Here is a 23,963-nt window from a genome sequence, read left to right on the forward strand (position 1 = left end):
CGCCCAATCACTGGCAGACGTTACATCCCCCCAGATCGGTTACATCGGACGTGATCGCCGCGATAGACCTACGACTACGGCGACGGGGGCTTTCGGTGGGGCTGACAATTGAGCGTCCGGCGACACGGAGCAGGCTCGCCGGGCTCGACGGGTTACGGGGGCTGGCCGCGCTGTTCGTGGTCCTGCACCACTGCTGGCTGCTGTCGTTCCCCGGGTTCCCGGTCAACGACGCGCCCTGGTGGACGGGGTGGCTGCTCTACGGGCACTTCGCGGTCGTGGTGTTCATCGTGCTGTCCGGGTTCTCCCTCGCGGTCTCGCCCGCCCGGTCCGGCTGGCGGCTCGGCAGCCTCCCCACGTTCTTCAACCGGCGGGCCTGGCGCATCCTGCCGCCGTACTGGGCGGCGCTGCTGTTCAGCCTGGTGATCGCGTGGACGGTGATCCCGCAGCCCGGCCAGCAGGTGCCCACCGGGCAGTCGGTGCTCATCTACGGCCTGCTGCTCCAGGACGTCTTCGGCTCCCCCAGCCCCAACGGCGCCATGTGGTCGATCGCCGTCGAGGCGCAGCTCTACCTGGTGTTCCCGCTGATGTTGCTGGTGCTGCGCCGGTGGGGCGCGGCGGTGATGCTGGGCGCGGTGACGCTGGTCGTGGTGGCTGTGGGGGCGCTGGCGCCGTACGTGCCGGCCGTGGAGCTGCTGATGCGGCTGACCCCGCAGTTCGCCGCGCTGTTCGCCGTGGGCGCGGTGTGCGCCGGGGTGGTGCGGGCGTCGGAGCGTGCCGGGCGGCTGCCCTGGCACTGGCTGGCCGCGGCGGCCGCGCTGCCGGTGCTCGCGCTGGTGGTGGTGGCCGGTCCGGCGTGGGTGGTCGGGCACTTCTTCTGGGTGGACCTGGCCGTCGGGCCCGCCGCCGGTCTGCTGCTGGCGGGCGTGGCCACGGGCCGGCCCTCCTGGCTCGTCCGGCTGCTCGACACCCGTCCGGTACGGCGGCTCGGTTCGTTCTCCTACAGCCTCTATCTGATCCACGCGCCGCTGGTCGTCATGGTCAACCGGCTGGTCGTGGCTCCGCGCGTGCCGCCGGGGATGCCGGCCTTCCTCCTCACGCTCGCCCTGGCCGTGCCGGCGAGCGTGGGAGTGGCGTGGTTGTTCGCGTCCGTCTTCGAGCTGCCCTTCCAGCGGCACAGAGGCTGGCGGAGCCTGCGCGAGGCCGCGCGGGCGCGGTTCAGGTGACCCGGATCAGGTGATCTTCGCCAGCGCCTCGGCCTCGTAGGCCGCCGCGAGCTCCTCGGGGATGCGCGACAGGTCGTCGGCCCGGTGGAAGTCGCGCAGGGTGGTGCCGCGGCAGGCGGCGTCCACGTTGGGGGCGGCGGCGCGGGTGCGGACGTCGTCGATGTGGACGGTGCGGAAGTCGATGCTGAAGCGGGTCCTGCCGGAGGTGTTGGCGACGGTGGAGTGCAGATGCGCCCCGGAGAACAGCATCATGCCGCCCGGTTCGGGGACGAGCCGCAGCTCGGGGTCGAGGTCGAGCGTCTCCTCCGGCTTGGGCTGCTCCCTGGTGTCGCTGTGGACGTGCTGCGCGGCGGTGGGCCGGCTCACCGCGGTCCATTCCGCGTAGTCGTAGCGCCCGCTGCCGTTCAGCACGGGACGGTCGAAGTACTGCGGGTGCAGGGCGAAGACGTTCTCCGGGACCACCTCATAGATGGGCATCCACCAGTTGACCTGGCAGAACGGCGCGGAGTACCAGCAGTCCCTGTGCGCGTGGTAGGCGTAGGAGATGCCCGAGTCGAGGTAGTGGTCGGCGGTCGAGGTGCGCAGCCGCGGCACGTCGAAGTAGGTCTGGTCCAGCGCCATGCCGAGCTCCTCCAGCAGGGCGCCGATCAGCTTCTTGCTGGTGGGATGATGGATGAAGCGGGGCTTGAGCTCGGCGAGCAGCGCGGCGAAGTCCTCCACCGGCATCTCGTACTGGGCGGTCTGCGGGTCGCGTGCTCCGAACGCCTCCTCGATCAGCTCGCGGGCGAACTCGATCAGCTTGGTCGAGGCGGGGGTGGCGGAGTAGAGGAACACGTCCCCTTTGAAGATCATTTGGCGCCGAACATCATCCCGAATTCGGCTATTGGTTAATATAACGGACATAGCGAGATTTACCCCCTCGCGTCGTTCTTTTCCTTTCTCTCGCCGATGCCCGCTTCTTCGTTACAGGGACTCACAGCGGCAATTGTGTCTCGGTGTCCGGACGGGCGACATAGGTCGAGTAGTCGGGGTGGTCGAACCGGTGCAGCGCCTGGATGTTGTCGTTCCAGGGGGCGGGGACCGGGCGCTTGTGCCGCAGGCCGTGGATCGGGGCCAGCTTCATCGCCTTGTTGTCCTCGTTGAACTCGCGGATCGCGCTCAGCTCGCCGACGTAGTCGTTGTGGATGACCTGGTCGTCGTCGCCGACGGTGTCGTCCAGGTAGACGAACACGCGGGGCAGGAAGTAGCGGTGGTCGCCGGCGAACAGCCTGAGCGCCGCCGCCGTCGAGGAGTAGAAGTCCACGTCGATGGAGACGAAGCCGATGGGCGCGGGGTGCTCGCCGTCCAGGAACTGCCCGACCGTGTCCTCGATGTTGCCCAGGATCAGGTGCGCCGCTCCCAGGCGGGCGCGCAGGGCCTCGACGTCCATCACGAAGTCGCCCTCGCGCCAGATGTAGGGCAGGTCGCGGTAGTCGGTGGGCTTGGGCAGGCCGGCGCCGGTGTCGAAGCCGTACACGTCGATCTTGACGCCGGTCGCGGCCGTCGCCAGCGCCGCCATGCGGTTGAGCTCGACCATGCCCGCGCCGCCGGCGACGCCGAACTCGACCACGCTGATCCGGCCGACGCCGAGCCGCCTGGCCAGCTCGGCCGCCTGCTGGACGCCGTACGCGTAGTGCGGCCGCGGATAGAGGTCGAGCGCGCAGCGCAGCTCGTGGGAGCCGAACGGCAGGCGTCGCATGACGGCCAGCAGGATACGGCCCGGCTGCATGAGCAGCCGCACGATGCGAATCAGCACGAGGGTTTCACCCTTTCGAGGAGACGAGTCGGGCCGCCAACCCGGCGATCTTTCGGCTGCGGTGCGTCAGCATCTGCTGCTGGCGCCGCCAGTACGTGCGCAGCAGCACGGCCCGCGCGCGGGCGCGTTGCTCCGCCGACAGTTCCGTGCCGCCGAGGGCCCGGTGCATGGCCCGGAACTGCAGCGTGGTGGCGAAATGGGCGGTCCAGGCGGGCACGCCGAGCGCCGCGGCGATCCCGGACAGACGGCGTTCGCGCAGGTTGCGATGGGCCAGCACCTGCGGGACGTGCCCCCAGGGCGCGGCCAGCGCCAGCATGGTGGCGTAGACCTCGTCCTCGCGGATCATCAGCGGTCTCGGCACGGCGGCCACCCGCTCGCGCCGCATCAGCCCGTAGAGGGGGTCGAGGCCGTGGTGCTGGGTCGTGACCACGTCCCACAGCTCGTCGAGGCGGTCGACCGGGTCGTCGGAGAGCATCCGGGTGCCGCGGTAGCGCGGCTCGTGGACGGTCCCGTCCGCGCCGGTGTACCGGACGTCGGAGGTGACCAGGATGAGCCGCTCGTCGGCCAGGAACGGCTCCAGCGTGCGCGCGACGTAGTCGGGTTCGAGCAGGTCGTCGTCGCCCATCCAGCGGAAGAACTCGCCACGTGCGCGGCGCAGCACCTCCACGAAGTTCCCGACCACGTGCAGGTCGTGGGGCTGGCGGTAGTAGGCGATGCGGTCGTCCTGGCGGGCCAGCTCGCGGCAGAGCTCCTGCGTGCCGTCGGTGGAGGCGTTGTCCGAGATCACGACCTCCAGCTCGGCGTGATCCTGGGCGAGCGCGGAGCGCACGGCCGTCTCCAGCCGGTCCGCACCGTTGCGTACCGGGATTCCGATGGACACCAGCATCGTCTCTCCTCGGGGTCAGCGCGCGCGGGCGGGCAGCAGCCGCACCAGACGGGCGCTCACTAGGTGGAACTGGTCGCGGGTCACCACGACCAGCATGTACGCCAGCAGGCCGCCGCCGCCGGCCAGGACGAGCTGGACGAACGGGCTGCCGTGGGTCAGGCTCGCCAGGCCGAGCATGACGGCGGCGCAGACCACCGCCCCGACCGCCGGGCGTACGAGACCGGGCAGCACCGGCCGGAGCCGGACCCCGGCCCGCTGCACGGCGATCATCGCGAGCGGCAGCGCGACCAGCACGGCGGCGGTGGCCTGGCCGATCGCGGCGCCGCGGATGCCGTCGAGGTGCGTGCCGGCGATGACCGCGGGGATCATCGCCGCGGCGTGGCCGAGGTTCATCCAGACGGTCGAGCGGGTGGCGCCCTGGCCGTTCAGGATGTCGAGCGCGAACGCGGTGAGCATGCGCACCACCATCAGGACCGCCAGGAAGCGCAGCACCCCGGCGGCCTGCTCCCAGTCCGGGCCGTAGATGAAGATGATCAGCGAGTGCGCGAGCACCGCCATGAACACGGCCAGCGGCAGCACCATGGCGATGAGCAGCGGCACGCTGCGCTGGACACCGATCGACAACGACTCCTCGTCCCGCTCGGCCAGCCGGGAGAAGCCGGCGATCGACACCATGCGGATGGCGCTGCCGATGATGCCGGGCACCCAGCTCGACACGTTGAACGCCATCAGGTAGAACCCGAGCCACGACTCGCCCATGATGTTGCCGACGATGATGTAGCCCACGTTGAGCAGCAGGACCTCCAGGGCGATCCCGGCCGCCGAGGGGATCCCGAACCTCAGCAGCCGGCCCGCGATGTGCCGGTCGAACCCGAACCGGTAGGGCAGCCGGGCGTAGATCAGCATGAAGACGCCGGTGACCACGGCCCCGGCGAGCTGCCCCCAGGCGAAGCTGTAGGCCCCGGCGCCGTTGACCGCGAGCACGATGGCCACCGGCGCGTTGACCAGGAAGCCGGCGAGGACCGCCTTGGCGTTCTTGCCGGTGCGGAACCAGCGCAGCAGGGCCGCGCTGCGCACCGCGGTGACCGCCTCGACCAGGATGACCGCGGTGAGGATGCGCACCACGGAGGTGGCCTCCTCGCTGCCGGCCAGCGCCGAGAAGTACGGCGCCCCGGTCCAGAAGATCCCGTACAGGCCGAGCGCGGAGATCATCGTGAGCGTCGTGGCCGTGGGCGCGATGTCCTCCAGCCGGCCGCGCCACTGCACGACGGCCGACATGACGCCGACGTCCTTGACCACCATGACGAACTGGGTGGCCGCGAGCGCGACGGCGTACGTGCCGAAGTCCGCGGGTGCGAGGAGCCGGGCCAGGATCAGCCCGAGGATGAACGAGCCCGCACGGGTGACGAGCGTGCCGAGCAGGCTCCACACCGCCCCTCGACCCGCCTTGCGCCCAATGTCACTGATGTCCGGGCTCGCCTGATCCACCATGCTGTGCCCTACTTTTGCTCGTTGACCCGCTCCAGCCAGATCTCCCGCCAGAACGGGATGAACGCGCGGGGGCAGTTGGACTTGTACACACCGTCGCAGATGATTCCGTCCAAGGCGATGCACGGATTTTTCATCTCAAGCAGCTTTCCGGTCTTCTCGTCGATGCAGCGCTCGACCCGCGCGGTGACCCGGGCGACCTTGCCGCACGACCGGGCCATGTCCTCCTCGAAGCCCAGCCCCCGGTTGAACCCCTTGGTGGTGAGCGTGGCGACGATCTCGTCCTTGGACTTGACGCGGACCAGCTCGCCCGGCTGGAGGTCGGTCGTCCCGGTCGGGGCCGGGCCGGTGTGCGGGCCGGGCTGCACGAACCCCCAGTCCAGGCCGCCTCTGAAGCGCAGCGCCCGGGGGAACTTCCTGGACAGCCGCTGGTAGCGGTTGAACAGGCCGAAGAACAACGTCCGGACGGTCGAGGCGATCCCGGCGTTGCCCACCCGGACGTCCGTGACGTACTGGCCCAGGTCGCGGAACGGGAGCAGCTCGGGGGCGGCCCGCAGCAGCTCGGTCGCCTGGCAGCGGAACCGTTCCTCGCCGTCCGGCGCCGGCTCCTTGCGGGTGTTGACCTCCAGCAGCGGCAGCAGCGGCCGCTCGGGACGCACCCGCTCCTCGGCCGTGGGCGGCCCGTCGACCTTCCGCAGCCAGGACGTCTTCCAGTAGAGCAGGCAGGCCGTCTGGCAACCGCCGTGGGCCGTGCCGTCGCAGCGGGAGCCGGTCAGGTGGACGGCGTCCTCCATCTTCCGCATCCCGGTCCTGGTCATCGTGTCGCAGAGCTTGTTGGCCACCTTGTGGACGGTCAGCCGTTGCCCGCAGAACCGCAGCATCTCCGGCATGAACGGGAGGCTGTCCAGCTCTCCGCGCTCATCGAGGGTCGCCAGGATCTCGTCAGCACTGAGAACCTCGACCACGTCGCCGACTTTCAGCGCCAGGCTCAATCCACCCACTCCTTCAGCAGGCCCGCGTTCTGCAGGGCGTTCGCCGCGTCCGCCAATGCCTGGAACGGCAGGTTCGACCGTTCCGCGATGTCGAGCAGGCTGTGCCGCCCGTCGGAAAGGTTGAGCACCCACAACATCGCCATCTGGGCCTGTTTCGTGTCACTGCGGCCGCCCAGCGAGCCGTACAGGCCGCGCGCCCCGAGCTGGGGCTCGCCGTACGGGCTGAGGTTCTGGTAGCGGCGGTTGCCCTCCAGGACCCGTACGGCGCTCCACAGCGTCTCCAGGGTGTCCTCCATGGCCTCGGGCTGCACGAAGTCCGGATTGTCGGCCGAGGTGTGGTACTCCGGGTAACTCCCGTAGGGCGTCCTGGTCAGCGAGCCCACGGGCAGGTCGAACCCCGGCGAGCAGTACTGCCGCTCGTCGTAGCCGTAGGGCGAGAAGTCCAGGAGGGTGTGCGGCCGGTCCTTGAGCACGTGCGCGAAGACCTGGTCGATCTCGGCGTCGCCGCGCCTGCTGCGCTTGTAGGTGATCGTCCCGGCGTCCCCGGCGCAGGCCAGGGTGAGGCCGTGCCTGATCCGGTCGGTGCGCTCGCGGTTGAGCGCCAGCCAGGTGATCGCGCCGATGGTGCCGGGCGCGAACACGAACCGGTAGGTGTACCAGGGGTCGGCCAGTCGCTGGGCCAGCGACACCGCCACCGCCACCCCTGCCAGGTTGTCGTTGGCCAGCGAGGGATGGCAGACGTGGCAGGAGATCAGCACCTCCTCCGAGCTGCGGCCCTGGATCACGTGCTCGCCGTAGGTCAGGTGGCCGTCGGCGAGCGTGGAGTCGATCCTGACCTCGTACGGCCCGTCCGCCAGCCCGTCCAGGGTGTTCTGGCTCAGGCAGAAGCCCCAGGTCTCGGCGTAGTAGCTGGTCCGGTACGGCACCAGGTCCGGCTGGGGGGCAGCGTGTGCAGGCGCCCGCGCAGCTCGGCCAGCGACATGGTGGCCTCGACCGGCGCGCTGTAGCCGACGACGTGCAGGTTGCTCTCCTGGAAGTCGACGACCCGGTTCCCGGCGGCGTCCTTGACGTAGGCGTCGCGGATGTTCCACTCGCGGGGGATCGTCCAGTCGAGCACCTGCGTGCCCGTCGGCACCTCGGTGATCTCCAGCGGGATGGAGCCGCCGATGATCTCCAGGGTGCGGCGGAGGCCGTCGCCGGTGATGCTGCGGCACAGCGGGTAGAGCCGCCGTACCAGGTCGTGCATCTCCGGGCCGGTCATGGCCGCAGGGTGGCGTCGACGGTGCCGGCCTCGCGCCGGTCAGCGAGCCGGGCCAGCCTGGTGAAGCGGCGGTCGAAGTCGTGCCGGGTCAGGCCGTGCTCGCGGTAGGCGTCGATGAGCTCGACAGCGCCCGCCTTGACCGTCCAGCGGGCCTCGTAGCCCAGGGCGGACCTGATCCGGGAGAAGTCGACGCGGTAGGAGCGCGGGTCGGCGCCCGTCTCGCCGGTGATCGTCAGCGTCGAGCCGGGCACGGCCGCGACCACCTCGGCCGCGATCTCGGCCACGGTCACGTTGTTGACCTCGGTGCCCACGTTGAAGGCCGTGGCGTGCACGGCCTCGCGCGGCGCGGTCAGGGCGGCGGCGAACGCGTCGGCGATGTCCCTGGCGTGCACCAGCGGACGCCACGGGGTGCCGTCGGACAACACCCGGACCTCGCCGGTCAGGTGCGCGTGGCCCACCAGGTTGTTCAGCACGATGTCGGCGCGCAGCCTCGGCGAGAACCCGAAGGCGGTGGCGTTGCGCAGGAACACCGGGGTGAAGTCGTCGTCGGCCAGTGCGGTCAGGTCGTCCTCGACCCGCACCTTCGACTCGGCGTACGGCGTGACCGGGCGCAGCGAGGCCTCCTCGTCCAGCAGGTCCGCGCCGCCGGAGGCGCCGTAGACCGAGCAGGTGGAGGCGTACAGGAAGCGGCGCACGCCCGCGTCCTTGGCCAGCCTGGCCAGCCGTACGGAGGCGTGGTGGTTGATGTCGTAGGTCAGGTCGGGCGCGAGCGCGCCGAGCGGGTCGTTGGACAGGGCGGCCAGGTGGATCACCGCGTCGAACCCGGCGACGTGCTCGGGGCCGGCGTCGCGCAGGTCCACGGCGTGCGCCTCGACCAGCTCCGGCTCGGGCCCGAGCACGCAGTCGGCGAACAGGCCGGAGTCCAGGCCGACGACCTGGTGCCCGGCCTCGGCCAGGACGGGGGCCATCACGCTGCCCAGGTAGCCCTGGTGGCCGGTGAGAAGTACCCGCATCAGTTCTCCAGATCGACGGTCAGCTTGGATACGTGGAACGCCTCGGCGTACCGCGCGTGGCACTCGATGCCCCGGATGCGGGCCAGACCCAGGAACGCCTCGCGGTCGTACCAGGGGCGGTGCCGCTGGGAGGCGTAGTGGCGCTGGAGCAGGTCCACCTTGCGCTCGGCCACCTCCGGGGCGAGCGGCTGGTAGACGGCGGGCGCGGCCAGGTCGCCGTCCCATTTGACGATCTCGTAGCCGAGCGTCAGGTGGTCGCGGAAGGCGGTGGGCACCAGCTCGGCCAGCCCCCGGTGGTCCTGGTGGGCGTCGCCGCGCCAGGGCGCGAGGATCAGGCCGGGCTCGGTGCGGGCCCGCAGCTCCTCGACCGCGGCCTTGGCCTCCTCCCAGCGGGCCGGCAGGTAGCCGTCGGGCAGCTTGAGCACGCTCACCCGCAGGTCCGCGCCGGGGCAGAAGTCGGCCAGCGCGGCGCGCTCCTCGTCCTCCCGCTCGGTCCCGCCGCCGGACAGCACCAGCGCGTCCACGCGCACGCCGGGACGGGCGGCGCAGATCGTCAGCAGGCTGCCGCCGGCTCCGATCGCCAGGTCGTCGCAGTGCGCGGCGAGCGCCACGACGGAGGTCACGCCTCCGGGACGCAGTCCGATCACCGGGACCGTTCCCACAGAGCCCACGGGCGCACGCCGCGCGAGTACGCCTCGTCCAGCTCCATGCGCTGGTTGACGGTGTCGGTGGGCCGCCAGTAGCCCCGATGGGGGTAGGCCAGCAGGCGTCCGCGCTTGGCCAGCTCGGCGCAGCCGTCGGCGACCAGGTCGCCGTTCTCCGGGATGTGCTCGAAGATCTCCTGGGTCAGCACGAAGTAGCCGCCGTTGACCCACACCGGCATCTCACTGACCGGCGAGATGCCGCCGATCAGCCCGTTCTCGCCGACGTCCACGCAATGGAAGGTCTGGGACGGCGGCACCACCATCATCGAGGCGGCCGCGCCGGACTCGGTGAACCGGTCGATGATCTCGGGCAGCGGCGCGTCGGTGAGCACGTCGGCGTAGTTGGCGAGGAACACCTCGTCGTCGCCCAGATGGCTGCGGACCCGGCGTAACCGCTCCCCGATCGGGGAGTCCGTCCCGGTCTGCACGAACGAGATGGACCAGTCGGAGATGTCGCTCGACAGCAGCTCGACCTTGCCGCCGCGCAGCACGAAGTCGTTGGACGTGGCCTCCTGGTAGCCGAGGAAGAAGTCCTTGATGTGGTGGGCGCCGTACCCCAGGCACAGGATGAACTCCTTGTGTCCGAAGTGGGCGTAGTAGCGCATCACGTGCCAGAGCAGCGGTCGCGGACCGACGAGCGCCATCGGTTTGGGCACCTCGCCCGGCACACCGGTCCGCATCCGGGTGCCGAATCCTCCGCAGAACAGGACAACCTTCACACGACCTCCAGGTGTGGGATCGGGAAGACCAGCCGGCCTCCCCATTCGTGCACATAGGAGAGCTGAGCGGTGAGCTCTTCGCGCAGGTTCCACGGCAGGATCAGCACATAGTCCGGGCGGTCCTGGGCGATGCGCTCCGGCGGAGCGATCGGGATCCTGGTGCCCGGCGTGAACCTGCCGTGTTTGTACGGATTGCGATCCACCGTGTAGGCCAGCAGATCCGGCCGGATGCCACAGTGGTTGAGCAGCGTGTTGCCCTTGCCCGGCGCGCCGTACCCGGCGACCGTCTTGCCCTCCTCGGCGGCGGTGATCAGGAAGCGGAGCAGGTCGCGGCGGACGCGGGCGACCCGCTCCGCGAACCCCGCGTAACCGGAGAGGTCGTGCAGCCCGGCGGCCTTCTCCCTGGCGAGCACGTCGAGCACCCGGCCGGACGGGCTGCCCGAGGGCCGCGCCCACAGCCGGATCGACCCGCCATGGGTGGGCAGCAGCTCGACGTCGACCAGGGTCAGCCCACCGCTCGCCAGCGCCCGCTGCGCGGAGGCCACCGTGTAGTACTGGAAGTGCTCGTGGTAGATCGTGTCGTACTGGTTCAGCTCCACGAGCGTGAGCAGGTGCTGGACCTCGATCGAGACCCATCCGTCGTCGGCCACCAGGGCGCGCAGCCCCTTGGTGAAGCCGATGACGTCGGGGATGTGCGCGTAGACGTTGTTGGCCACCACCAGGTCGGCGGGACCGTTCCCGTCCCGCACCGACGCGCCCGTCTCCGGAGTGAGGAACGCGGTGAGCGTCGGCACGCCCTTCTCCTTGGCCGCCTGCCCCACGTTGGCCGACGGCTCGATGCCGAGGCACCGGATGCCGCGTCCGACCACGTGCTGCAGCAGGTAGCCGTCGTTGCTGGCCACCTCGACCACGAACGACGGCTTCAACCGTTCCACGGCCGTGTCGACGAACCGCCGCGCATGCTCCACCCAGGAGGCAGAAAATGACGCGAAGTAGGCGTATTCGGTGAATGTCTCTTCCGGCGTGATCAACGGCGGGATCTGGGCCAGCCAGCAGCCCGTGCATACCCGCAGATGAAGGGGATAGGTGAGCTCTGGCTGATCGAGTTGTTCCGCGGTGAGGAAGAGTTCACAGGGCGGTGTCGCCCCGAGATCCACCACGCCGACCAGGTCCGTCGAGCCGCACAACCGGCACGATGTCATCAACAAAGGGCCCCACCCAGAAATGACAAGATTTCCCCCTTTGGAAACCCACAGCCATACTTCGGGTGAGCGGCAATGAGTGTTACAAGTGTCTTCATGAAACGCCTGAGCATCGATGGAGCATTGCTCTACACCCCCCGCATCCTCAGCGATCCCCGGGGCGTTTTCCTGGAAAGCTTCCGCGCCGCCGACCTGCGGGAGGCGACAGGGCGCTCGATCGAGCTGGCCCAGGTCAACTGCTCGGTCTCCAGCCGCGGCGTGCTGCGCGGCATCCACTTCGCCGACGTGCCGCCCGGCCAGGCCAAATACGTCATGTGCGTGTCGGGCGAGGCCATGGACGTCGTGGTGGACGTCCGCGTGGGCTCGCCGACGTACGGGCGGTGGGAGGCGGTGCGGCTGGACGACGTCTCGCGCCAGGGCATCTTCCTGACCGAGGGGCTGGGCCATGGCTTCATGGCCCTCAGCGAGTCGGCCACGGTCGTCTACCTCTGCTCCTCCCCGTACGACCCGGCGCACGAGCACGGCATCCACCCGCTCGACCCCGATCTCGCCATCGAGTGGCCGATCGACGTGGAGCCGGTCCTGTCGGCGAAGGACGCCGCCGCCCCCACGCTCAAGCAGGCCCGCGACGCGGGGATCCTCCCGTCGTGGTGAGCGTCGTGATCCCGGCGCACAACGAGGCCAAGGTGCTCGGCCGCCTGCTGGACGGCCTGCTCGGCGAGGCGGCGCCCGGCGAGTTCGACGTGGTGGTCGTGGCCAACGGCTGCACCGACGGCACGGCGGAGGTGGCCCGGCCGTACGACGTCCGGGTGCTGACCACGCCCGTCCCCTCCAAGAGCGCGGCGCTGCGCATGGGCGACGCGGCCGCCCGCGGCTACCCCCGCCTGTACGTCGACGCCGACATCGAGCTCAGCACCGCCTCGGCGCGAGCGCTGGCGGCCGTGCTGGCCGCGCCGGACGGGCCGCTCGCCGCCGCGCCGGAGCGGGACCTGACGCTGGCCGACCGCCCGTGGCCGGTGCGCGCCTACTACGCGATCTGGACGCGGCTGCCGCACGTGCGCGCCGGGCTGTTCGCCCGGGGGGTGATCGCGGTGAACGGCGTGGGCAACGAGCGGCTGCGCGCGCTGCCGCCGGTGATGGCCGACGACCTGACCGCCTCGCTGGCGTTCACGCCCGACGAACGCGTGATCGTCGGCACGGCCCACGCGGTGATCCATCCGCCGCGCACGGTCGCCGACCTGCTGCGTCGCCGGGTCCGGGCCATGACCAGCGTCACCGAGCTGGAGCGGACCTCGGCCACCGCCGGCGAGCGCACCGGCCCGCGCGACCTGGCGGCCATCGTGGCGAAGGAGCCGCGCCTGGCGGGCGCGGCGGTGGTCTTCGCCGCGATGGCCGTGCTGGCCAGGCGGCGGGCCGCCCGCGCGATCCGCGCGGGCGACTACACCACCTGGCTGCGCGACGAGAGCAGCCGGAGCTAGCTGACCGGGGTGTTCATGTCGGTGGTGATCTGGGCGGCGGTGAGCGCCTTGTTGTAGACGCGCACCTCGTCGATCAGGCCGCTGAAGTAGTCACCGGAACCGCTGTTCCCGCCGATCCGCAGGGGGCTCGTCCCGGTGCGCAGGTTGCCGACCGTCGGATTGGTCGCCACCTGCGTGCCGTTGACGAACATCCGCAACGTCGACCCGTCGTAGGTCGCCGCCACATGACTCCAGGTGTTCAACGGCAGGTTGCTCGCCGCCGGAGCGTTCGCCCCCGAGGACGTGTAGACGAACGCCGCCGGGCCGCTGCCGCCGCTCCCCATGATCGCGTACGCCAGATCCGCCCCGAACTCCTTCATCAACACCGTCCGCCACCCCGTCACGCTCGACGGACGCACCCACGCCTCCAACGTCATCCCATTGGTCAGACGCAGCGAACTGGAGTCGGCCACCGTCACCCAGCTCGACGTGCCGTCGAACGACAACGCCTGGCCGTACCTGCCGGCCGTCCAGGCCGCCGCGGTGAGGGTGCCGTTGTTGCCGTTGCCGGAGGCGTCGGCGACGGCCGTCCCGGTGCCCGCGTTCATGCCGTACGCCGCCACCAGCCCGCTGACCGTGGGCGGCTGGGTCACCACCGCCGACGCCTCGTTGGACGGCGGCCCTGTGTTGCTGGAGCCGTCGAAGGCCACGACGCGGTAGTAGTACGTGCCCGCCGCGACCCCCGAGTCCGTGAACGACGTGCTCGCGGTCGAGCCCACCTGGTTGGCCCCGGACGGCGTGAACCCGGCGGTCGCCGACCGGTGGACGGTGTACCCGGTGACGGCCACGTTGTCGGTCGAGGCCGTCCAGGTGAGCTGGGCGCTGCCCTGACCGCCGGTCGCGGCCAGCGAGCCCGGCGCGGTGGGCGGCTGGGTGTCGGGCGGTCCCTGCTGCCCGACCGGCGTGTTCATGTCGGTGGTGATCTGGGCGGCGGTGAGCGCCTTGTTGTAGACCCGCACCTCGTCGATCAGGCCGCTGAAGTACTCGCCCGAACCGCTGTTCCCGCCGATCCGCAACGGACTCGTCCCGGTGCGCAGGTTGCCGACCGTCGGATTGGTCGCCACCTGCGTGCCGTTGACGAACATCCGCAACGTCGACCCGTCGTACGTCGCCGCCACATGACTCCAGGTGTTCAACGGCAGGTTGCTCGCCGCCGGAGCGTTCGCCCCCGAGGACGTGTAGACGAACGCCGCCGGGCCGCTGCCGCCGCTCCCCATGATCGCGTACGCCAGATCCGCCCCGAACTCCTTCATCAACACCGTCCGCCACCCCGTCACACTCGACGGACGAACCCACGCCTCCAACGTCATCCCGTTCGTCAGACGCAGCGAGCTGGAGTCGGCCACCGTCACCCAGCTCGACGTGCCGTCGAACGACAACGCCTGGCCGTACCTGCCGGTCAGGGACCACGTGGTGTTCGCGGCCGTGCCGTTGTTGCCCTTGCCCGAGGCGTCGGCGACCGCCGTGCCGGCGCCCGCGTCCATGCCGTAGGCCGCCACCAGGCCGTCCGGCACCTGGGACTGCTGGTAGGTCGCGGTGTAGGTCGCCGCGGTGGCCGGCGCCGTGACGTTGTGGGTGGCCGCGCCGCCGTCGGACCAGAAGGTGAGCGTGTAGCTGGAGCCGCCGGAGCTCTGCGGGGAGGGCGCGGAGACCGAGTTGTGGGAGCCGACGATCACCGTCCTGGTGAAGGGGGCGACGGTCTGCTCGCTGTTGAAGCCGAGCTGCAGCCCGGCGGGCACGGTCTGGAAGGTCAGGTTCACCGTCTTCGGCTGCAGCAGCACGCTCTTGGTGTCGGTCAGGCCGTGCGCGTCGGTCACCGTCAGCCGGAGCTCCAGGTGCGACGGGTATTCGTGGTCCGGCGGCGCGAAGGAGCCGCCGGTGCCGGTGAAGGTGGTGATCTCGTGCTCGTGGCAGGTGCTGGGGCAGTGGTGCATGATCAGCTTCCACTGCATCCGCGAGCCGGGGATCGTGCCGTCCTGGGCGTCGGTGCCGGTGCCGGAGAACGTGATCGTGTCACCGACGGCCCACGTCAGCGAGGGCGAGGGCGAGTTGATGGTCGCCGTCGGGGCCGTGTTGCCGACGTTGATCGTGACGGTCGCGGTCCCCTGGCCGCCTCGCCCGTCGTCGGCCCGGAGCCTCACCACGTAGGAGCCGGGTTGCGTGTAGGTGTAGGACGGCGTGGCCGAGGTGGAGTCGTCGTAGTCGCCGTCGCCGTCCAGGTCCCAGCGGAAGGCGAGCGGGTCGCCGTCGGCGTCGGCGGATCCGGCGGAGGTGAAGTTCACCGTGAGCGGCGCGTTGCCCGAGGTCGCGCCGGCGCCGATGACGGCGGTCGGCGGGATGTTGTTGTACAGGTACCGGATGATCTGCCCGTTGGTGTAGTCGACCGCGAACAGGTCGCCGCCGGGGCCGGTCTGCACCTCCACGGCGGGCATCCCGGAGTCGAACGTGGTCACCGTCGCCGGGTCGGGCAGGCCGTTCGCGCCCTTGGTCATGACCCAGACGCACGACCTGCTGAAGTCGGAGAAGAACAGCGCGCCGTCGTAGGCGTCCGGGTAGGAGCCGCCCTCGTAGAACGCGACGCCGCTGGAGGACGATCCGCCTGACGGGCACGGGTCGTTCGGCGCGGGCTTGGAGGAGTGGTTCCAGGCGAAGTACGGCTGCGTCACCGCCGCCGGGCCCGCCGCGTACAGGTTCTCGCAGAGGGTCAGGTTCAGGTTGTCGTAGCCGCCCTGCCGGGCCGGGCCCTCGTAGCAGGGCCAGCCGAAGTTGCTGACCGGGCCGGTCGGAGCGGCGATCCGGTTGATCTCCTCGTAGGTGCTCCAGCCGACCTCGCCCGCCCAGATCTCGTTCGTGCCGGGCCGTACGGTGATGCGGAACGGGTTGCGCTGGCCGTAGGCGATGATCCGGGCCGCGTTGGGGTCGCTGCTTCCCGCGTTCGGGTTGCCGGGGGCGGCGGCGCCGGTGTCCGGGTCGATCCTGATGATGCTGCCGTTGAGGCCCGCCGGGTCGCCGCCGGTGCGCAGGTCCTGCGAGCGCAGCGCGCCGCCCTCGGCGGCCGGCGGGCTGAGCGCGGTGCCGACCGGCGAGGGCGGGTCGCCGCAGGGGTTGTCCGGGGTGACGTCGGAGCTGGTCAGGTTGTCCTGGCCGTAGTCGGCGAAGTTGAAGCTGGCGCCGTCGCCGCCGCTGGCGTAGAGCATGCCGTCGGGGCCGAACGCCAGGTCGCCGACGGAGTGGCTGGGGTGCTGCTGGCACCAGCCGGTGATCAGCGGGGTCTCGGCCACCGAGCCGCCCGAGGGCGCCAGCACGGACAGTCGCCCGGTGATCAGGCAGCCGTCCCCCGTTGCGCCGGGCGGGGTCGGGCACGGATCGGCGCTCGCGCCCGCGGTGCCCCAGCGCGGCGCGCTGCCGCCGGGCACCGCGTCGTAGGAGTACAGCACGTAGATGCGCGGGTCGGCCGGGAAGTCCGGGTGCAGGGCCAGGCCGAGGAGCCCGCGGTCCCAGAAGTTGTGCACCTGCGTGCGCAGGTCGGCGTAGATCGCCGGCGTGGTGTCGGCGAGGGAGTCGAAGACCTTGATCAGGCCGCTCTTCTCGGCGACGAACACCCGGCCGTCCGGGGCGAACTCGATGTTGGTCGGATTGGTCAGCCCGCTGAAGACCACCTGTCTCTGGAAGCTGCCCGGAAGTGCCTGCGCGGGCGGCGGCGCGACGATCGCCAGCCCGGTCGTGATCAGCAGGACGGATAAAAGCGCATGGCGAAGCCGCCGTAACACGGGAACCCCCTTGAAACGGAAAAATCCCCCGAGCCCTGAATCGATCTATCGCACCGATCCAGGGCTAAGTCACGCGCTTTGTCCGCATCTGGCCAGCCACGCGTACAGCAACCACCCCAGCTCGTACGGCCGGCACTCCCGGTCCACGGCGACCGGCGGGTAGACCCGGTCCAGGACACCGAGCCGCATCCCCTGATGCACGCCCGTCGCCATCGCCCGCAGCCCGCGCACCAGCTTGCGCGGATCGGCCCTGGCCTCCTTCCGCCAGGTCAGCGCCAGGTCGTCGAGCACGAACGAGGGCCGCTCGATCATCCAGTCGAGCCCCTTGGAGATCTCCGCCACGTACGCCGTGCCACCCGCGTCGGCCAGGTCCAGCAGCGCCATCGGCCCCATGGAGAGCTGGTGGACGCTGTACACCGGATACCCCTCCACCACCGAGCCGGTACGGGCGTCGTAGTGCCACCACCACTCCCCCTCCGGCCCCTGCGCCCGGCAGATGCCCGCGGCCACCTGCTCGGCGGCCCGCAGCGCCTCGGCGTCCCCGGTGGCGGCGTGCAGCCTGGCCAGCGCCTGCAGCGGGTAGACCTGGTCGGCGAAGCAGCCCACGTGGGCGCGGTAGCGCGGCACCAGCGCGCCGCGGCCGAGCGCGTGCGGGTAGAGCCGGTTGCCGGCCAGCCCGCCGAGCAGCCGCTCGCGGGCGCGTTCGGCCCGGCCGTCGCGCACCCCGGCCGCGACCAGGGCGGCCAGCACCCACGCCGCCTCGACGGTGTGGATGTGCCCGCCCGCGTCCAGCTCGGCCAGGCGGCTCAGGGCCAGGTCGAGGTCGGCGTGTCCGGTCTCGGCCGCCGCCCAGCAGATCAGCGCCGCGTCGCCGGCGCCGCTCACCTCGGGAAGCCGCTTGACCAGGTTCCCCACCAGGTCGAGGACGCCGTCACCGGCCAGCGCCGCCCGCTGCCGCTCCTCCTCCAGGGTGGCCACGCCGAGCGCGACGATCGCGGAGTAGCGGATGCTGCGCCCCTCGGGCACGGCCGTCCACGTGCCGTCGGGCTGCCGCCGGCCCCGGCGGGTGAAGACGAAGCCGCCGTCGCCGTAGCCGGGGGGCAGGCCGCGTACCGACAGGTCCAGCATGCCCCGCACGAAGTCCTGGTGGCCGGAGCTCAGCAGAGCGATCCGGTGATCCGTCACGTCGTCTCCTCGATCCTGCGTCTGACACCGGCCCACTCCCTGACCACCAGGAGCAGGAATCTGCCGTTGGTGCGCACGTAGCGCGGCCCGAGCCGCAGCGGCTCCTGGAGCATGCGGTAGAGCCATTCCAGCCCTAATCGCTGCCAGCGCACCGGCGCCCTGCGGGTACGCCCGGCCAGCACGTCGAACGAGCCGCCCACGCCGTGGATGATCCGCGCCCCGGTGCGCTCGCCCCACTCGCGGATGAAGATCTCCTTCTTCGGCGAGGTGATGCCCAGGAACAGCAGGTCGGCCCGCGAGGCGGCGATCTCGGCGGCGACCTCGGCCGACTCCTCCGGCGCGAAGTAGCCGTCGCGGGACCCGGCGACGGCCAGCCCGGGGTAGCGGGCGCGCACCTCGTCCAGCACGCCGGCCAGCACCTCGCCGGTCGCGCCGAGGAAGTAGGCCCGGTAGCCGCGCCGGCCGCCCTCGGCCATCAGCTCGGTGAACAGGTCGATGCCCGCCACCCGCTCGGGGATCCGGTGGCCGAGCACCCGCGCCGCCCAGACCACCGCCTGCCCGTCGGCCAGCACGAGATCGCTGTCCAGCACCGACTGGCGCAGGGCGGCGTCCGCGCGCATGTTGACGACCTTGGCGGCGTTCACCACGCCGATGGTCAGCTTGCCGCCCTCCCCGACGGCCGCCACGCAGCGGGCGATCACCTGGCTCATGGTGAGGGCGTCCAGCACGGTGCCGAACACCGTCTTCCTCTCCGGCAACCTCGTCATCCGTCCCCCTGGGGTGTCCATGACATATCGGTCTCAGCTCCGGAAACGTCACATCAAGGAAGGACCAGCTCGGTGAGCGTGGCCCGGTGGTCGGTCCGCGGCACCCGCAGGGTCTGGAAGCTCCGGACCGCGATCCGCCGGTCGGCCAGCACGTGGTCGATGGCCACCTTCGGGAACAGCCGCGGCTGCTCGTAGTAGGGCCAGGTCATGGAGAGCCCTTTTCCGGTGACGTCGGCGGCGTCCCGGTAGCCGGTGGCGATCAGGTCGCGCAGCACCGCGTGGTCGAGGGTGGAGTTGAAGTCCCCGGCCAGGATCCGCAGGGGTCCGCCGGCCGGCGGCAGCGCCCGGATGCTCGACGCCCAGCAGGCCGTGCGCCAGCCCTCCGAGGGCGCGCACGCGTGCACGGCGACGATCTCGGCCTCCCGCGCGCCCGGCAGCGTGACGACGGCGGGCAGGTGGCGCGGGCTCTCCTCGAAGGGCGGCGCCGCGATCGGCGAGTCCGCGGCCCGCAACGGGTACCGCGAGTAGATCGCCGCCCCCGACGAGTCCTCCCCCGGCAACACGATCCGGTACGGCAGCAGCCGCGTCAGCCCCAGCTCCTCCACCCGCTCCCGCATCAGGCCGGTGAACTCCAGCAGGTGCAGCACGTCGGGCCGCTCGCGCTCGACCGTCTCCACCAGCACCGGCGGCAGCACGGAGGAGTGCAGCAGGTTGACCGCCAGCACCCGCAGCACCGGCCCGGCGGCCGGCGGGTTGCCCTCGGGCACCGCGCGCGGCACGACGGCCACCGCGAACGCGCACGTCACGGCGAGCGCGGCGGCGATCAGCGGCCCGGCGCGCAGGTAGAGCGCGAACGCCAGCGGCACCACCGACAACGCCGCCGCGTACGGCGTGAACGACACGAGCTGCGACCACAGGAACTTCGGCTCCCACCCGCACAGCCGCAGCCCCGCCCATCCCGCCAGGCCCGCCACCATGAGCCACAGCACCGCGCCGCCTACGCGACGCCGCACCGGCGCCCGCGCGTCAGCACCGGCCAGGCCGCGCGCAGCGCCTGGTGCCAGTGCCGGATCGGCTCTCCCTTCGTGTGCGCGAGCACGCTGTTGGCCGGACGCCGGGCCGGCCGGGGAAGCCCGCCGAGCTCACCGGGCGCACCCGTTCCGGGTCCAGGCCGAGCAGCGTGAAGATCTCCTTGGCCAGGCCGCACCATGTCGTCTCCCCGGAGCTGGTGCCGTGGTAGACGCCCGGCGGCAGCTCGGAGCGCGCCAGCCGTACCAGGTAGTCGGCCAGGTCGGCGGTCCACGTCGGCTGGCCGTGCTGGTCGTCGACCACGTCCACGGTGTCGCGCTCGGCCGCCAGCCTGATCATGGTCCGGACGAAGTTGGGGCCGGCCGCGCCGTACAGCCAGGCGCTGCGCACCACGTGGTGCCCGTGCTCCAGCGCCGCCCGCTCGCCGGCGAGCTTGGTCCTGCCGTACGCGTTCACCGGCGCGGTCGGCGCGTCCTCCGGGTACGGGCCCGGCGCGGTGCCGTCGAAGACGTAGTCGGTGGACACGTGCACGAGCCGCGCCCCGGCCCGCGCGCAGCTGTCGGCCAGCCAGCCCACCGCGTGCCCGTTGATCTCCAGCGCCTCGTCCTCGTGGGTCTCGGCGTCGTCCACGGCGGTCCAGGCGGCGCAGTTGACCACCACGCCCGGCCGGTAGGCGGAGACGAAGTCGCGGACCGCGCGCCGGTCGCACAGGTCGAGCTCGGACCGGCCGAGCGCGAGCACCGGCTCGCCGGTCAGCGCCGCCCGTTCCAGGACGTCGGCGGCCAGCATCCCGCCGCCGCCCGTGACGAGCCACCTCATGGCAGGCGCCCGGTCACGCGGGCCACCAGTCGCGGTGCTCGGCGTACCAGCGGATCGTGTCCTTCAGCCCCTGCTCGAACGGGATCTCCGGGCGGTAGCCGAGCTTGCGCAGCTTGCTGTCGTCCAGGGAGTACCTGCGGTCGTGGCCCTTGCGGTCCTCGACGTGGCGCACCGAGTCCCAGTCGCGGCCGCAGGCTTCGAGCAGGCGGGCGGTCAGCTCCTTGTTCGTCAGCTCGGCGGTGCCGGCGATGTGGTAGATCTCGCCGGGCTCGCCCTTCTCGGCGACCAGGCGGATGCCGGCGCAGTGGTCCTCGGCGTGGATCCAGTCGCGCACGTTCCCGCCGTCGCCGTACAGCGGGACCGGTCGGCCGCGCAGCAGGTTCGTGACGAACAGCGGGATCAGCTTCTCGGGGTACTGCCGGGGGCCGTAGTTGTTGCCGCAGCGGGTGATCGACACGTTCAGGCCGTAGGTGATCGCGTACGAGCGGGCGATCAGGTCGCCGCCCGCCTTGCTGGCCGCGTACGGCGAACGCGGCCGCACCGGCGCGGACTCGTCCCAGGAGCCGATGTCGATCGACCCGTAGACCTCGTCCGTCGAGACCTGGACGACCTTGGGCGTGCCCGCGTCCAGGCACGCCTGCAGCAGCGTCTGGGTGCCGAGCACGTTGGTCCGCATGAACTCGGCGGCGGCGCCCTCGATCGACCGGTCGACGTGTGACTCGGCGGCGAAGTTCACCACCAGGTCGTGACCGGGCACGACCTCGCGCAGCAGCTCGGCGTCGCAGATGTCGCCGTGGACGAACTCGTGCCGCACCCCTTCCAGGTTGGCCCGGTTCCCCGCGTAGGTGAGCTTGTCGAGGACGGTGACGTACGCGTCGTGCAACCCCCGGACGAAATGGGAGCCGATGAATCCCGCGCCGCCCGTCACCAGAATTCTTGTCATGTAGTGATCTGTACCTTGCTGTGATCGCCCAGCACGAGACGGTGGGCTCTGGGCGTGTTGGGCGCTCGGGTGACCTCGACGTCGTGGCCGATCAGTGACGCCTCGATCCGGCCGACGCCGTCGATGGACGCCCGGGGCAGCAGGATCGAGTATTCGATCTCGCTGCCGGTGACCACGCACGACGCGCCGACCGAGGTGAACGGCCCGACGTAGCTGTCCTGGATGCGCGCCCCCCGGCCGATGATCGCCGGGCCGACCACGCGGGAGCGCTCGACCACCGCGTCCGGCTCGACCACGACCCGGCCGATCAGCTCGCTGGCCTCGTCGACCCGCCCGCGCACGCCGGGCTCGACCGACTCCAGGACCAGCCGGTTGACCTCCAGCATGTCGGTGACGTTGCCGGTGTCCTTCCAGTATCCCGAGATCACCGACGACTCCACGCGCAGACCGGCCTCGATCAGCCACTGGATGGCGTCGGTGATCTCCAGCTCGCCCCGCCACGACGGCTTGAGCTCGGCGACGGCGGCGTGGATCGCCGGGCTGAACAGGTACACGCCGACCAGCGCCAGGTCGCTCTTGGGCCGGGCCGGCTTCTCCTCCAGGCCGATCACGCGGCCCTTCGCGTCCAGCTCGGCGACCCCGAACTGGCCGGGATCGCCGACCCTGGTCAGCATGATCTGCGCGGCGGGCCGTTCCCTGGCGAACCTGTCCACCAGGTCGTTGATGCCGCCGACGACGAAGTTGTCGCCCAGGTACATGACGAAGTCCTCGTCGCCCAGGAACTCACGGGCGATCAGCACGCCGTGCGCCAGCCCGAGCGGCGCCTCCTGGCGAAGGTAGGTGACCTGCAGCCCGAACGCCGAGCCGTCCCCCACCGCCGACTCGATCTCCGCCTGCGTGTCCCCGACCACCAGGCCGAGCTCCCGGATCCCGGCGGCCGCGATGGCCTCCAGCCCGTAGAACAGGACCGGCTTGTTGGCGACGGGGACCAGCTGCTTGGCCGAGGTGTGCGTGATGGGCCGGAGCCGTGTGCCCGACCCTCCGGCGAGCACGAGTGCCTTCACTGCTAGTAAGCCCCTTCTCCACGGGTGACGACGGACCAGGTCTTCCACAGGATCTGCAGGTCGAGCAGGAGCGACCAGTTCTCCACGTAGCGCAGGTCGAGCCGTACGGACTCCTCCCACGTCAGGTCGGAGCGCCCGCTGACCTGCCACAGGCCGGTCATGCCCGGCTTGACCACCAGGCGGCGGCGCACGTCGGCGCCGTACCTGGCGACCTCCTCCGGCAGCGGCGGCCGGGGGCCGACGAGGGACATCTCACCACGGATGACGTTGAGCAGCTGCGGCAGCTCGTCCAGCGAGTAGCGGCGCAGGAACGCGCCGACCCGGGTGATCCTTGGATCGTTCCTTATCTTGAACAGCACGCCGTCGAACTCGTTCGCCGCGAGCAGCTCGTGCTTGAGCCGTTCCGCGTCGACCACCATCGTGCGGAACTTCACCACCCGGAACTCCCTGCCGCCCCTGCCCACCCTGGTCTGGTGGAACAGCGCGGGCCCCTGGCTGGTGAGCCTGATCACCAGGGCGAGCGCCAGCAGCGGCAGCGCGAGCACCAGCAGGGCCGCGCCGGCCACCAGCCGGTCGAAGGCCGCCTTCACGAGCTGCCGCGAGCCGTCGAACTCCGGGTGCTCCACGTGCAGCAGCGGCATCCCGGCCACCGGCCTGATGCTGATGCGCGGGCCGGCGACGTCCATGAGCGCGGGCGCCACGAACAGGTCGGTACGCGCGGTCTCCAGGCTCCAGGCCAGCCGGCGCAGCGCCGCGCCGTCCAGCTCCGGACAGGCCAGGACGGCCACCGCGTCGGCCCGCGAGTGGGCCACGACCTCGGCGACGTCGCCGAAGGAGCCCATCACGGGGATGCCGTCGAGGTCGACGTCGAGCGTGTCGTGCGGCAGGCAGGCTCCCACCACCTGCATGCCGTGGTGCGGCTGACGGCGGAACTGCACGACGAGGTCGAGGATCGACTCCCGGTGCCCGACCGCGATCACCTGCCGCATGTACTCGCCGATCGCCCGCCTGCGATGAAGACGCTTGCGCATGCGGTAGCGGAAGTAGAGCGTGGCGGCCAGCACCAGCGGCAACATCGCCATGACGAAGCTGCGCGCGATGGCCGTCTGCGTGGCGTAGGCCAGGATGGCCGTGGTGGCCATCAGCCCGATGCCGCCGGCGAAGACGGCCTTGAACTCCTCGGTGCCCTCGCCGTTGGCGCGTTGACGGTACGCGCCCGCCATCATGAGCGCGACCGGCCAGACGACGAGCAGGCCGAGCCCGAGCACGTACTCGGCGATCGGCACGTACACGCCGGAGGCCAGGCGTACGCCCAGCACGCACGCGCACGCGAACAGCGCGCACGCCGTGTCCCCACCTAACAGGAGCCGCAGATACGCCCGCGTCCAGATGTTGGACTCAAGGCGTGGCGCGGCCTCGAGGAGCACAGCAGTGGACTCCCCAGTCCCCACCCTCATAGCACCACCCTGTGATAACTGCTTTCACCGCGATAACAGGACGTTCCTTGTGCCGCATAGGTTGACAATGACCCATGCGTTATCAAGGGCGGCGGCCCCCACTAAAGAGTAAAGATCGATTCCAACCTG

The 23,963-nt window shown here is 71.1% G+C and carries 21 protein-coding genes and 1 pseudogene; 3 read left to right on the plus strand and 19 right to left on the minus strand.

The genetic code is table 11. From position 1 onward, the window contains the following. Nucleotides 1-95: 95 nt before the first annotated feature. Nucleotides 96-1,223 (plus strand): acyltransferase family protein, encoded by a 1,128-nt coding sequence (locus ACNF49_RS02110; RefSeq protein ID WP_357966497.1) that lies wholly within the window; start codon nt 96-98, stop codon nt 1,221-1,223. A 6-nt stretch (nt 1,224-1,229) separates the two neighbouring features. On the opposite strand, the gene ACNF49_RS02115 is transcribed toward ACNF49_RS02110, so the two are convergent. The 11 genes and pseudogenes from ACNF49_RS02115 to ACNF49_RS02165 form a co-directional block, all read right to left on the minus strand. After that, nucleotides 1,230-2,075, minus strand: a complete 846-nt coding sequence (locus ACNF49_RS02115) for a hypothetical protein (RefSeq protein WP_357966494.1) — start codon at nt 2,073-2,075, stop codon at nt 1,230-1,232. Between the two features lie 121 nt (nt 2,076-2,196). Next, entirely contained in the window at nt 2,197-3,018 is an 822-nt protein-coding gene (locus tag ACNF49_RS02120; RefSeq protein ID WP_482942641.1) for a class I SAM-dependent methyltransferase, read from the minus strand. A 7-nt stretch (nt 3,019-3,025) separates the two neighbouring features. Beyond that, nucleotides 3,026-3,904 (minus strand): glycosyltransferase family 2 protein, encoded by an 879-nt coding sequence (locus ACNF49_RS02125; RefSeq protein WP_482942642.1) that lies wholly within the window; start codon nt 3,902-3,904, stop codon nt 3,026-3,028. 15 nt (nt 3,905-3,919) lie between these two features. Then, nucleotides 3,920-5,395, minus strand: coding sequence for an oligosaccharide flippase family protein (locus ACNF49_RS02130; protein ID WP_482942643.1), 1,476 nt, complete (start codon nt 5,393-5,395; stop codon nt 3,920-3,922). An 8-nt stretch (nt 5,396-5,403) separates the two neighbouring features. Then, nucleotides 5,404-6,393, minus strand: a complete 990-nt coding sequence (locus ACNF49_RS02135) for a hypothetical protein (RefSeq protein ID WP_482942644.1) — start codon at nt 6,391-6,393, stop codon at nt 5,404-5,406. Then, nucleotides 6,381-6,680, minus strand: a complete 300-nt coding sequence (locus ACNF49_RS02140; protein WP_482945712.1) for a winged helix-turn-helix domain-containing protein — start codon at nt 6,678-6,680, stop codon at nt 6,381-6,383. Before ACNF49_RS02140 ends, ACNF49_RS02135 begins: the two co-directional genes overlap by 13 nt. Nucleotides 6,681-6,686: 6 nt before the next feature. After that, nucleotides 6,687-7,645 (minus strand): annotated as a pseudogene (locus tag ACNF49_RS02145) (DUF4910 domain-containing protein); the annotation flags it as partial. Next, on the minus strand, nt 7,642-8,658 hold the full coding sequence (locus ACNF49_RS02150; protein WP_482942645.1) for an NAD-dependent epimerase/dehydratase family protein: 1,017 nt from the start codon (nt 8,656-8,658) through the stop codon (nt 7,642-7,644). The gene ACNF49_RS02150 and the pseudogene ACNF49_RS02145, both read right to left, overlap by 4 nt. Further along, nucleotides 8,658-9,305, minus strand: a complete 648-nt coding sequence (locus ACNF49_RS02155) for a PIG-L deacetylase family protein (RefSeq protein WP_482942646.1) — start codon at nt 9,303-9,305, stop codon at nt 8,658-8,660. The genes ACNF49_RS02150 and ACNF49_RS02155 overlap by 1 nt, the downstream gene beginning before the upstream one ends. Next, the gene (locus tag ACNF49_RS02160; RefSeq protein WP_357966474.1) at nt 9,302-10,081 is read right to left on the minus strand and encodes a sugar phosphate nucleotidyltransferase; all 780 of its coding nucleotides are present in this window, start codon (nt 10,079-10,081) and stop codon (nt 9,302-9,304) included. Before ACNF49_RS02160 ends, ACNF49_RS02155 begins: the two co-directional genes overlap by 4 nt. Continuing rightward, nucleotides 10,078-11,283, minus strand: a complete 1,206-nt coding sequence (locus ACNF49_RS02165; RefSeq protein WP_357967447.1) for a class I SAM-dependent methyltransferase — start codon at nt 11,281-11,283, stop codon at nt 10,078-10,080. The genes ACNF49_RS02160 and ACNF49_RS02165 overlap by 4 nt, the downstream gene beginning before the upstream one ends. 96 nt (nt 11,284-11,379) lie before the next feature. Here ACNF49_RS02165 and rfbC point away from each other — a divergent pair, with 96 nt between their 5' ends. Both rfbC and ACNF49_RS02175 read left to right on the plus strand, forming a co-directional pair. Further along, the gene (rfbC, locus tag ACNF49_RS02170) at nt 11,380-11,937 is read left to right on the plus strand and encodes a dTDP-4-dehydrorhamnose 3,5-epimerase (RefSeq protein WP_357966472.1); all 558 of its coding nucleotides are present in this window, start codon (nt 11,380-11,382) and stop codon (nt 11,935-11,937) included. Further along, nucleotides 11,931-12,761 carry a glycosyltransferase gene (locus ACNF49_RS02175; RefSeq protein ID WP_482942647.1) on the plus strand — a complete coding sequence of 277 codons (831 nt, stop codon included), beginning with the start codon at nt 11,931-11,933 and terminating at the stop codon, nt 12,759-12,761. The genes rfbC and ACNF49_RS02175 overlap by 7 nt, the downstream gene beginning before the upstream one ends. On the opposite strand, the gene ACNF49_RS02180 is transcribed toward ACNF49_RS02175, so the two are convergent. From ACNF49_RS02180 to ACNF49_RS02215, 8 genes are all read right to left on the minus strand, one after another. Next, on the minus strand, nt 12,758-16,570 hold the full coding sequence (locus ACNF49_RS02180) for a LamG-like jellyroll fold domain-containing protein (RefSeq protein ID WP_498701865.1): 3,813 nt from the start codon (nt 16,568-16,570) through the stop codon (nt 12,758-12,760). The two genes, ACNF49_RS02175 and ACNF49_RS02180, sit on opposite strands and share 4 nt — an antisense overlap. 69 nt (nt 16,571-16,639) lie before the next feature. Continuing rightward, nucleotides 16,640-17,755, minus strand: coding sequence for a hypothetical protein (locus tag ACNF49_RS02185; RefSeq protein ID WP_357966466.1), 1,116 nt, complete (start codon nt 17,753-17,755; stop codon nt 16,640-16,642). Beyond that, on the minus strand, nt 17,752-18,522 hold the full coding sequence (locus ACNF49_RS02190) for a WecB/TagA/CpsF family glycosyltransferase (protein WP_482942649.1): 771 nt from the start codon (nt 18,520-18,522) through the stop codon (nt 17,752-17,754). Before ACNF49_RS02190 ends, ACNF49_RS02185 begins: the two co-directional genes overlap by 4 nt. Before the next feature lie 53 nt (nt 18,523-18,575). Then, nucleotides 18,576-19,535 (minus strand): endonuclease/exonuclease/phosphatase family protein, encoded by a 960-nt coding sequence (locus ACNF49_RS02195; protein WP_482942650.1) that lies wholly within the window; start codon nt 19,533-19,535, stop codon nt 18,576-18,578. A gap of 13 nt (nt 19,536-19,548) precedes the next feature. Further along, nucleotides 19,549-20,370, minus strand: coding sequence for a dTDP-4-dehydrorhamnose reductase (gene rfbD / locus ACNF49_RS02200; RefSeq protein ID WP_482942651.1), 822 nt, complete (start codon nt 20,368-20,370; stop codon nt 19,549-19,551). A 13-nt stretch (nt 20,371-20,383) separates the two neighbouring features. Next, entirely contained in the window at nt 20,384-21,313 is a 930-nt protein-coding gene (gene rfbB, locus ACNF49_RS02205; RefSeq protein ID WP_357966455.1) for a dTDP-glucose 4,6-dehydratase, read from the minus strand. Continuing rightward, nucleotides 21,310-22,377, minus strand: a complete 1,068-nt coding sequence (locus ACNF49_RS02210; RefSeq protein WP_357966452.1) for a glucose-1-phosphate thymidylyltransferase — start codon at nt 22,375-22,377, stop codon at nt 21,310-21,312. The genes rfbB and ACNF49_RS02210 overlap by 4 nt, the downstream gene beginning before the upstream one ends. A 2-nt stretch (nt 22,378-22,379) precedes the next feature. Beyond that, complete coding sequence (locus ACNF49_RS02215) at nt 22,380-23,834, minus strand: sugar transferase (RefSeq protein WP_357966449.1); 1,455 nt, start codon at nt 23,832-23,834, stop codon at nt 22,380-22,382. Between the last annotated feature and the right edge of the window lie 129 nt (nt 23,835-23,963).

The organism is Actinomadura sp. ATCC 39365, from assembly GCF_054392275.1.

Coding starts and splice junctions, on each gene's coding strand:
- ACNF49_RS02165 (WP_357967447.1), bottom strand. CDS start 11,283: ATGACATCGTGCCGGTTGTGCGGCTCGACGGACCTGGTCGGCGTGGTG.
- ACNF49_RS02190 (WP_482942649.1), bottom strand. CDS start 18,522: ATGACGAGGTTGCCGGAGAGGAAGACGGTGTTCGGCACCGTGCTGGAC.
- rfbC (WP_357966472.1), top strand. CDS start 11,380: ATGAAACGCCTGAGCATCGATGGAGCATTGCTCTACACCCCCCGCATC.
- rfbB (WP_357966455.1), bottom strand. CDS start 21,313: ATGACAAGAATTCTGGTGACGGGCGGCGCGGGATTCATCGGCTCCCAT.
- ACNF49_RS02115 (WP_357966494.1), bottom strand. CDS start 2,075: ATGATCTTCAAAGGGGACGTGTTCCTCTACTCCGCCACCCCCGCCTCG.
- rfbD (WP_482942651.1), bottom strand. CDS start 20,370: ATGAGGTGGCTCGTCACGGGCGGCGGCGGGATGCTGGCCGCCGACGTC.
- ACNF49_RS02140 (WP_482945712.1), bottom strand. CDS start 6,680: ATGGAGGACACCCTGGAGACGCTGTGGAGCGCCGTACGGGTCCTGGAG.
- ACNF49_RS02215 (WP_357966449.1), bottom strand. CDS start 23,834: ATGAGGGTGGGGACTGGGGAGTCCACTGCTGTGCTCCTCGAGGCCGCG.
- ACNF49_RS02130 (WP_482942643.1), bottom strand. CDS start 5,395: ATGGTGGATCAGGCGAGCCCGGACATCAGTGACATTGGGCGCAAGGCG.
- ACNF49_RS02125 (WP_482942642.1), bottom strand. CDS start 3,904: ATGCTGGTGTCCATCGGAATCCCGGTACGCAACGGTGCGGACCGGCTG.
- ACNF49_RS02150 (WP_482942645.1), bottom strand. CDS start 8,658: ATGCGGGTACTTCTCACCGGCCACCAGGGCTACCTGGGCAGCGTGATG.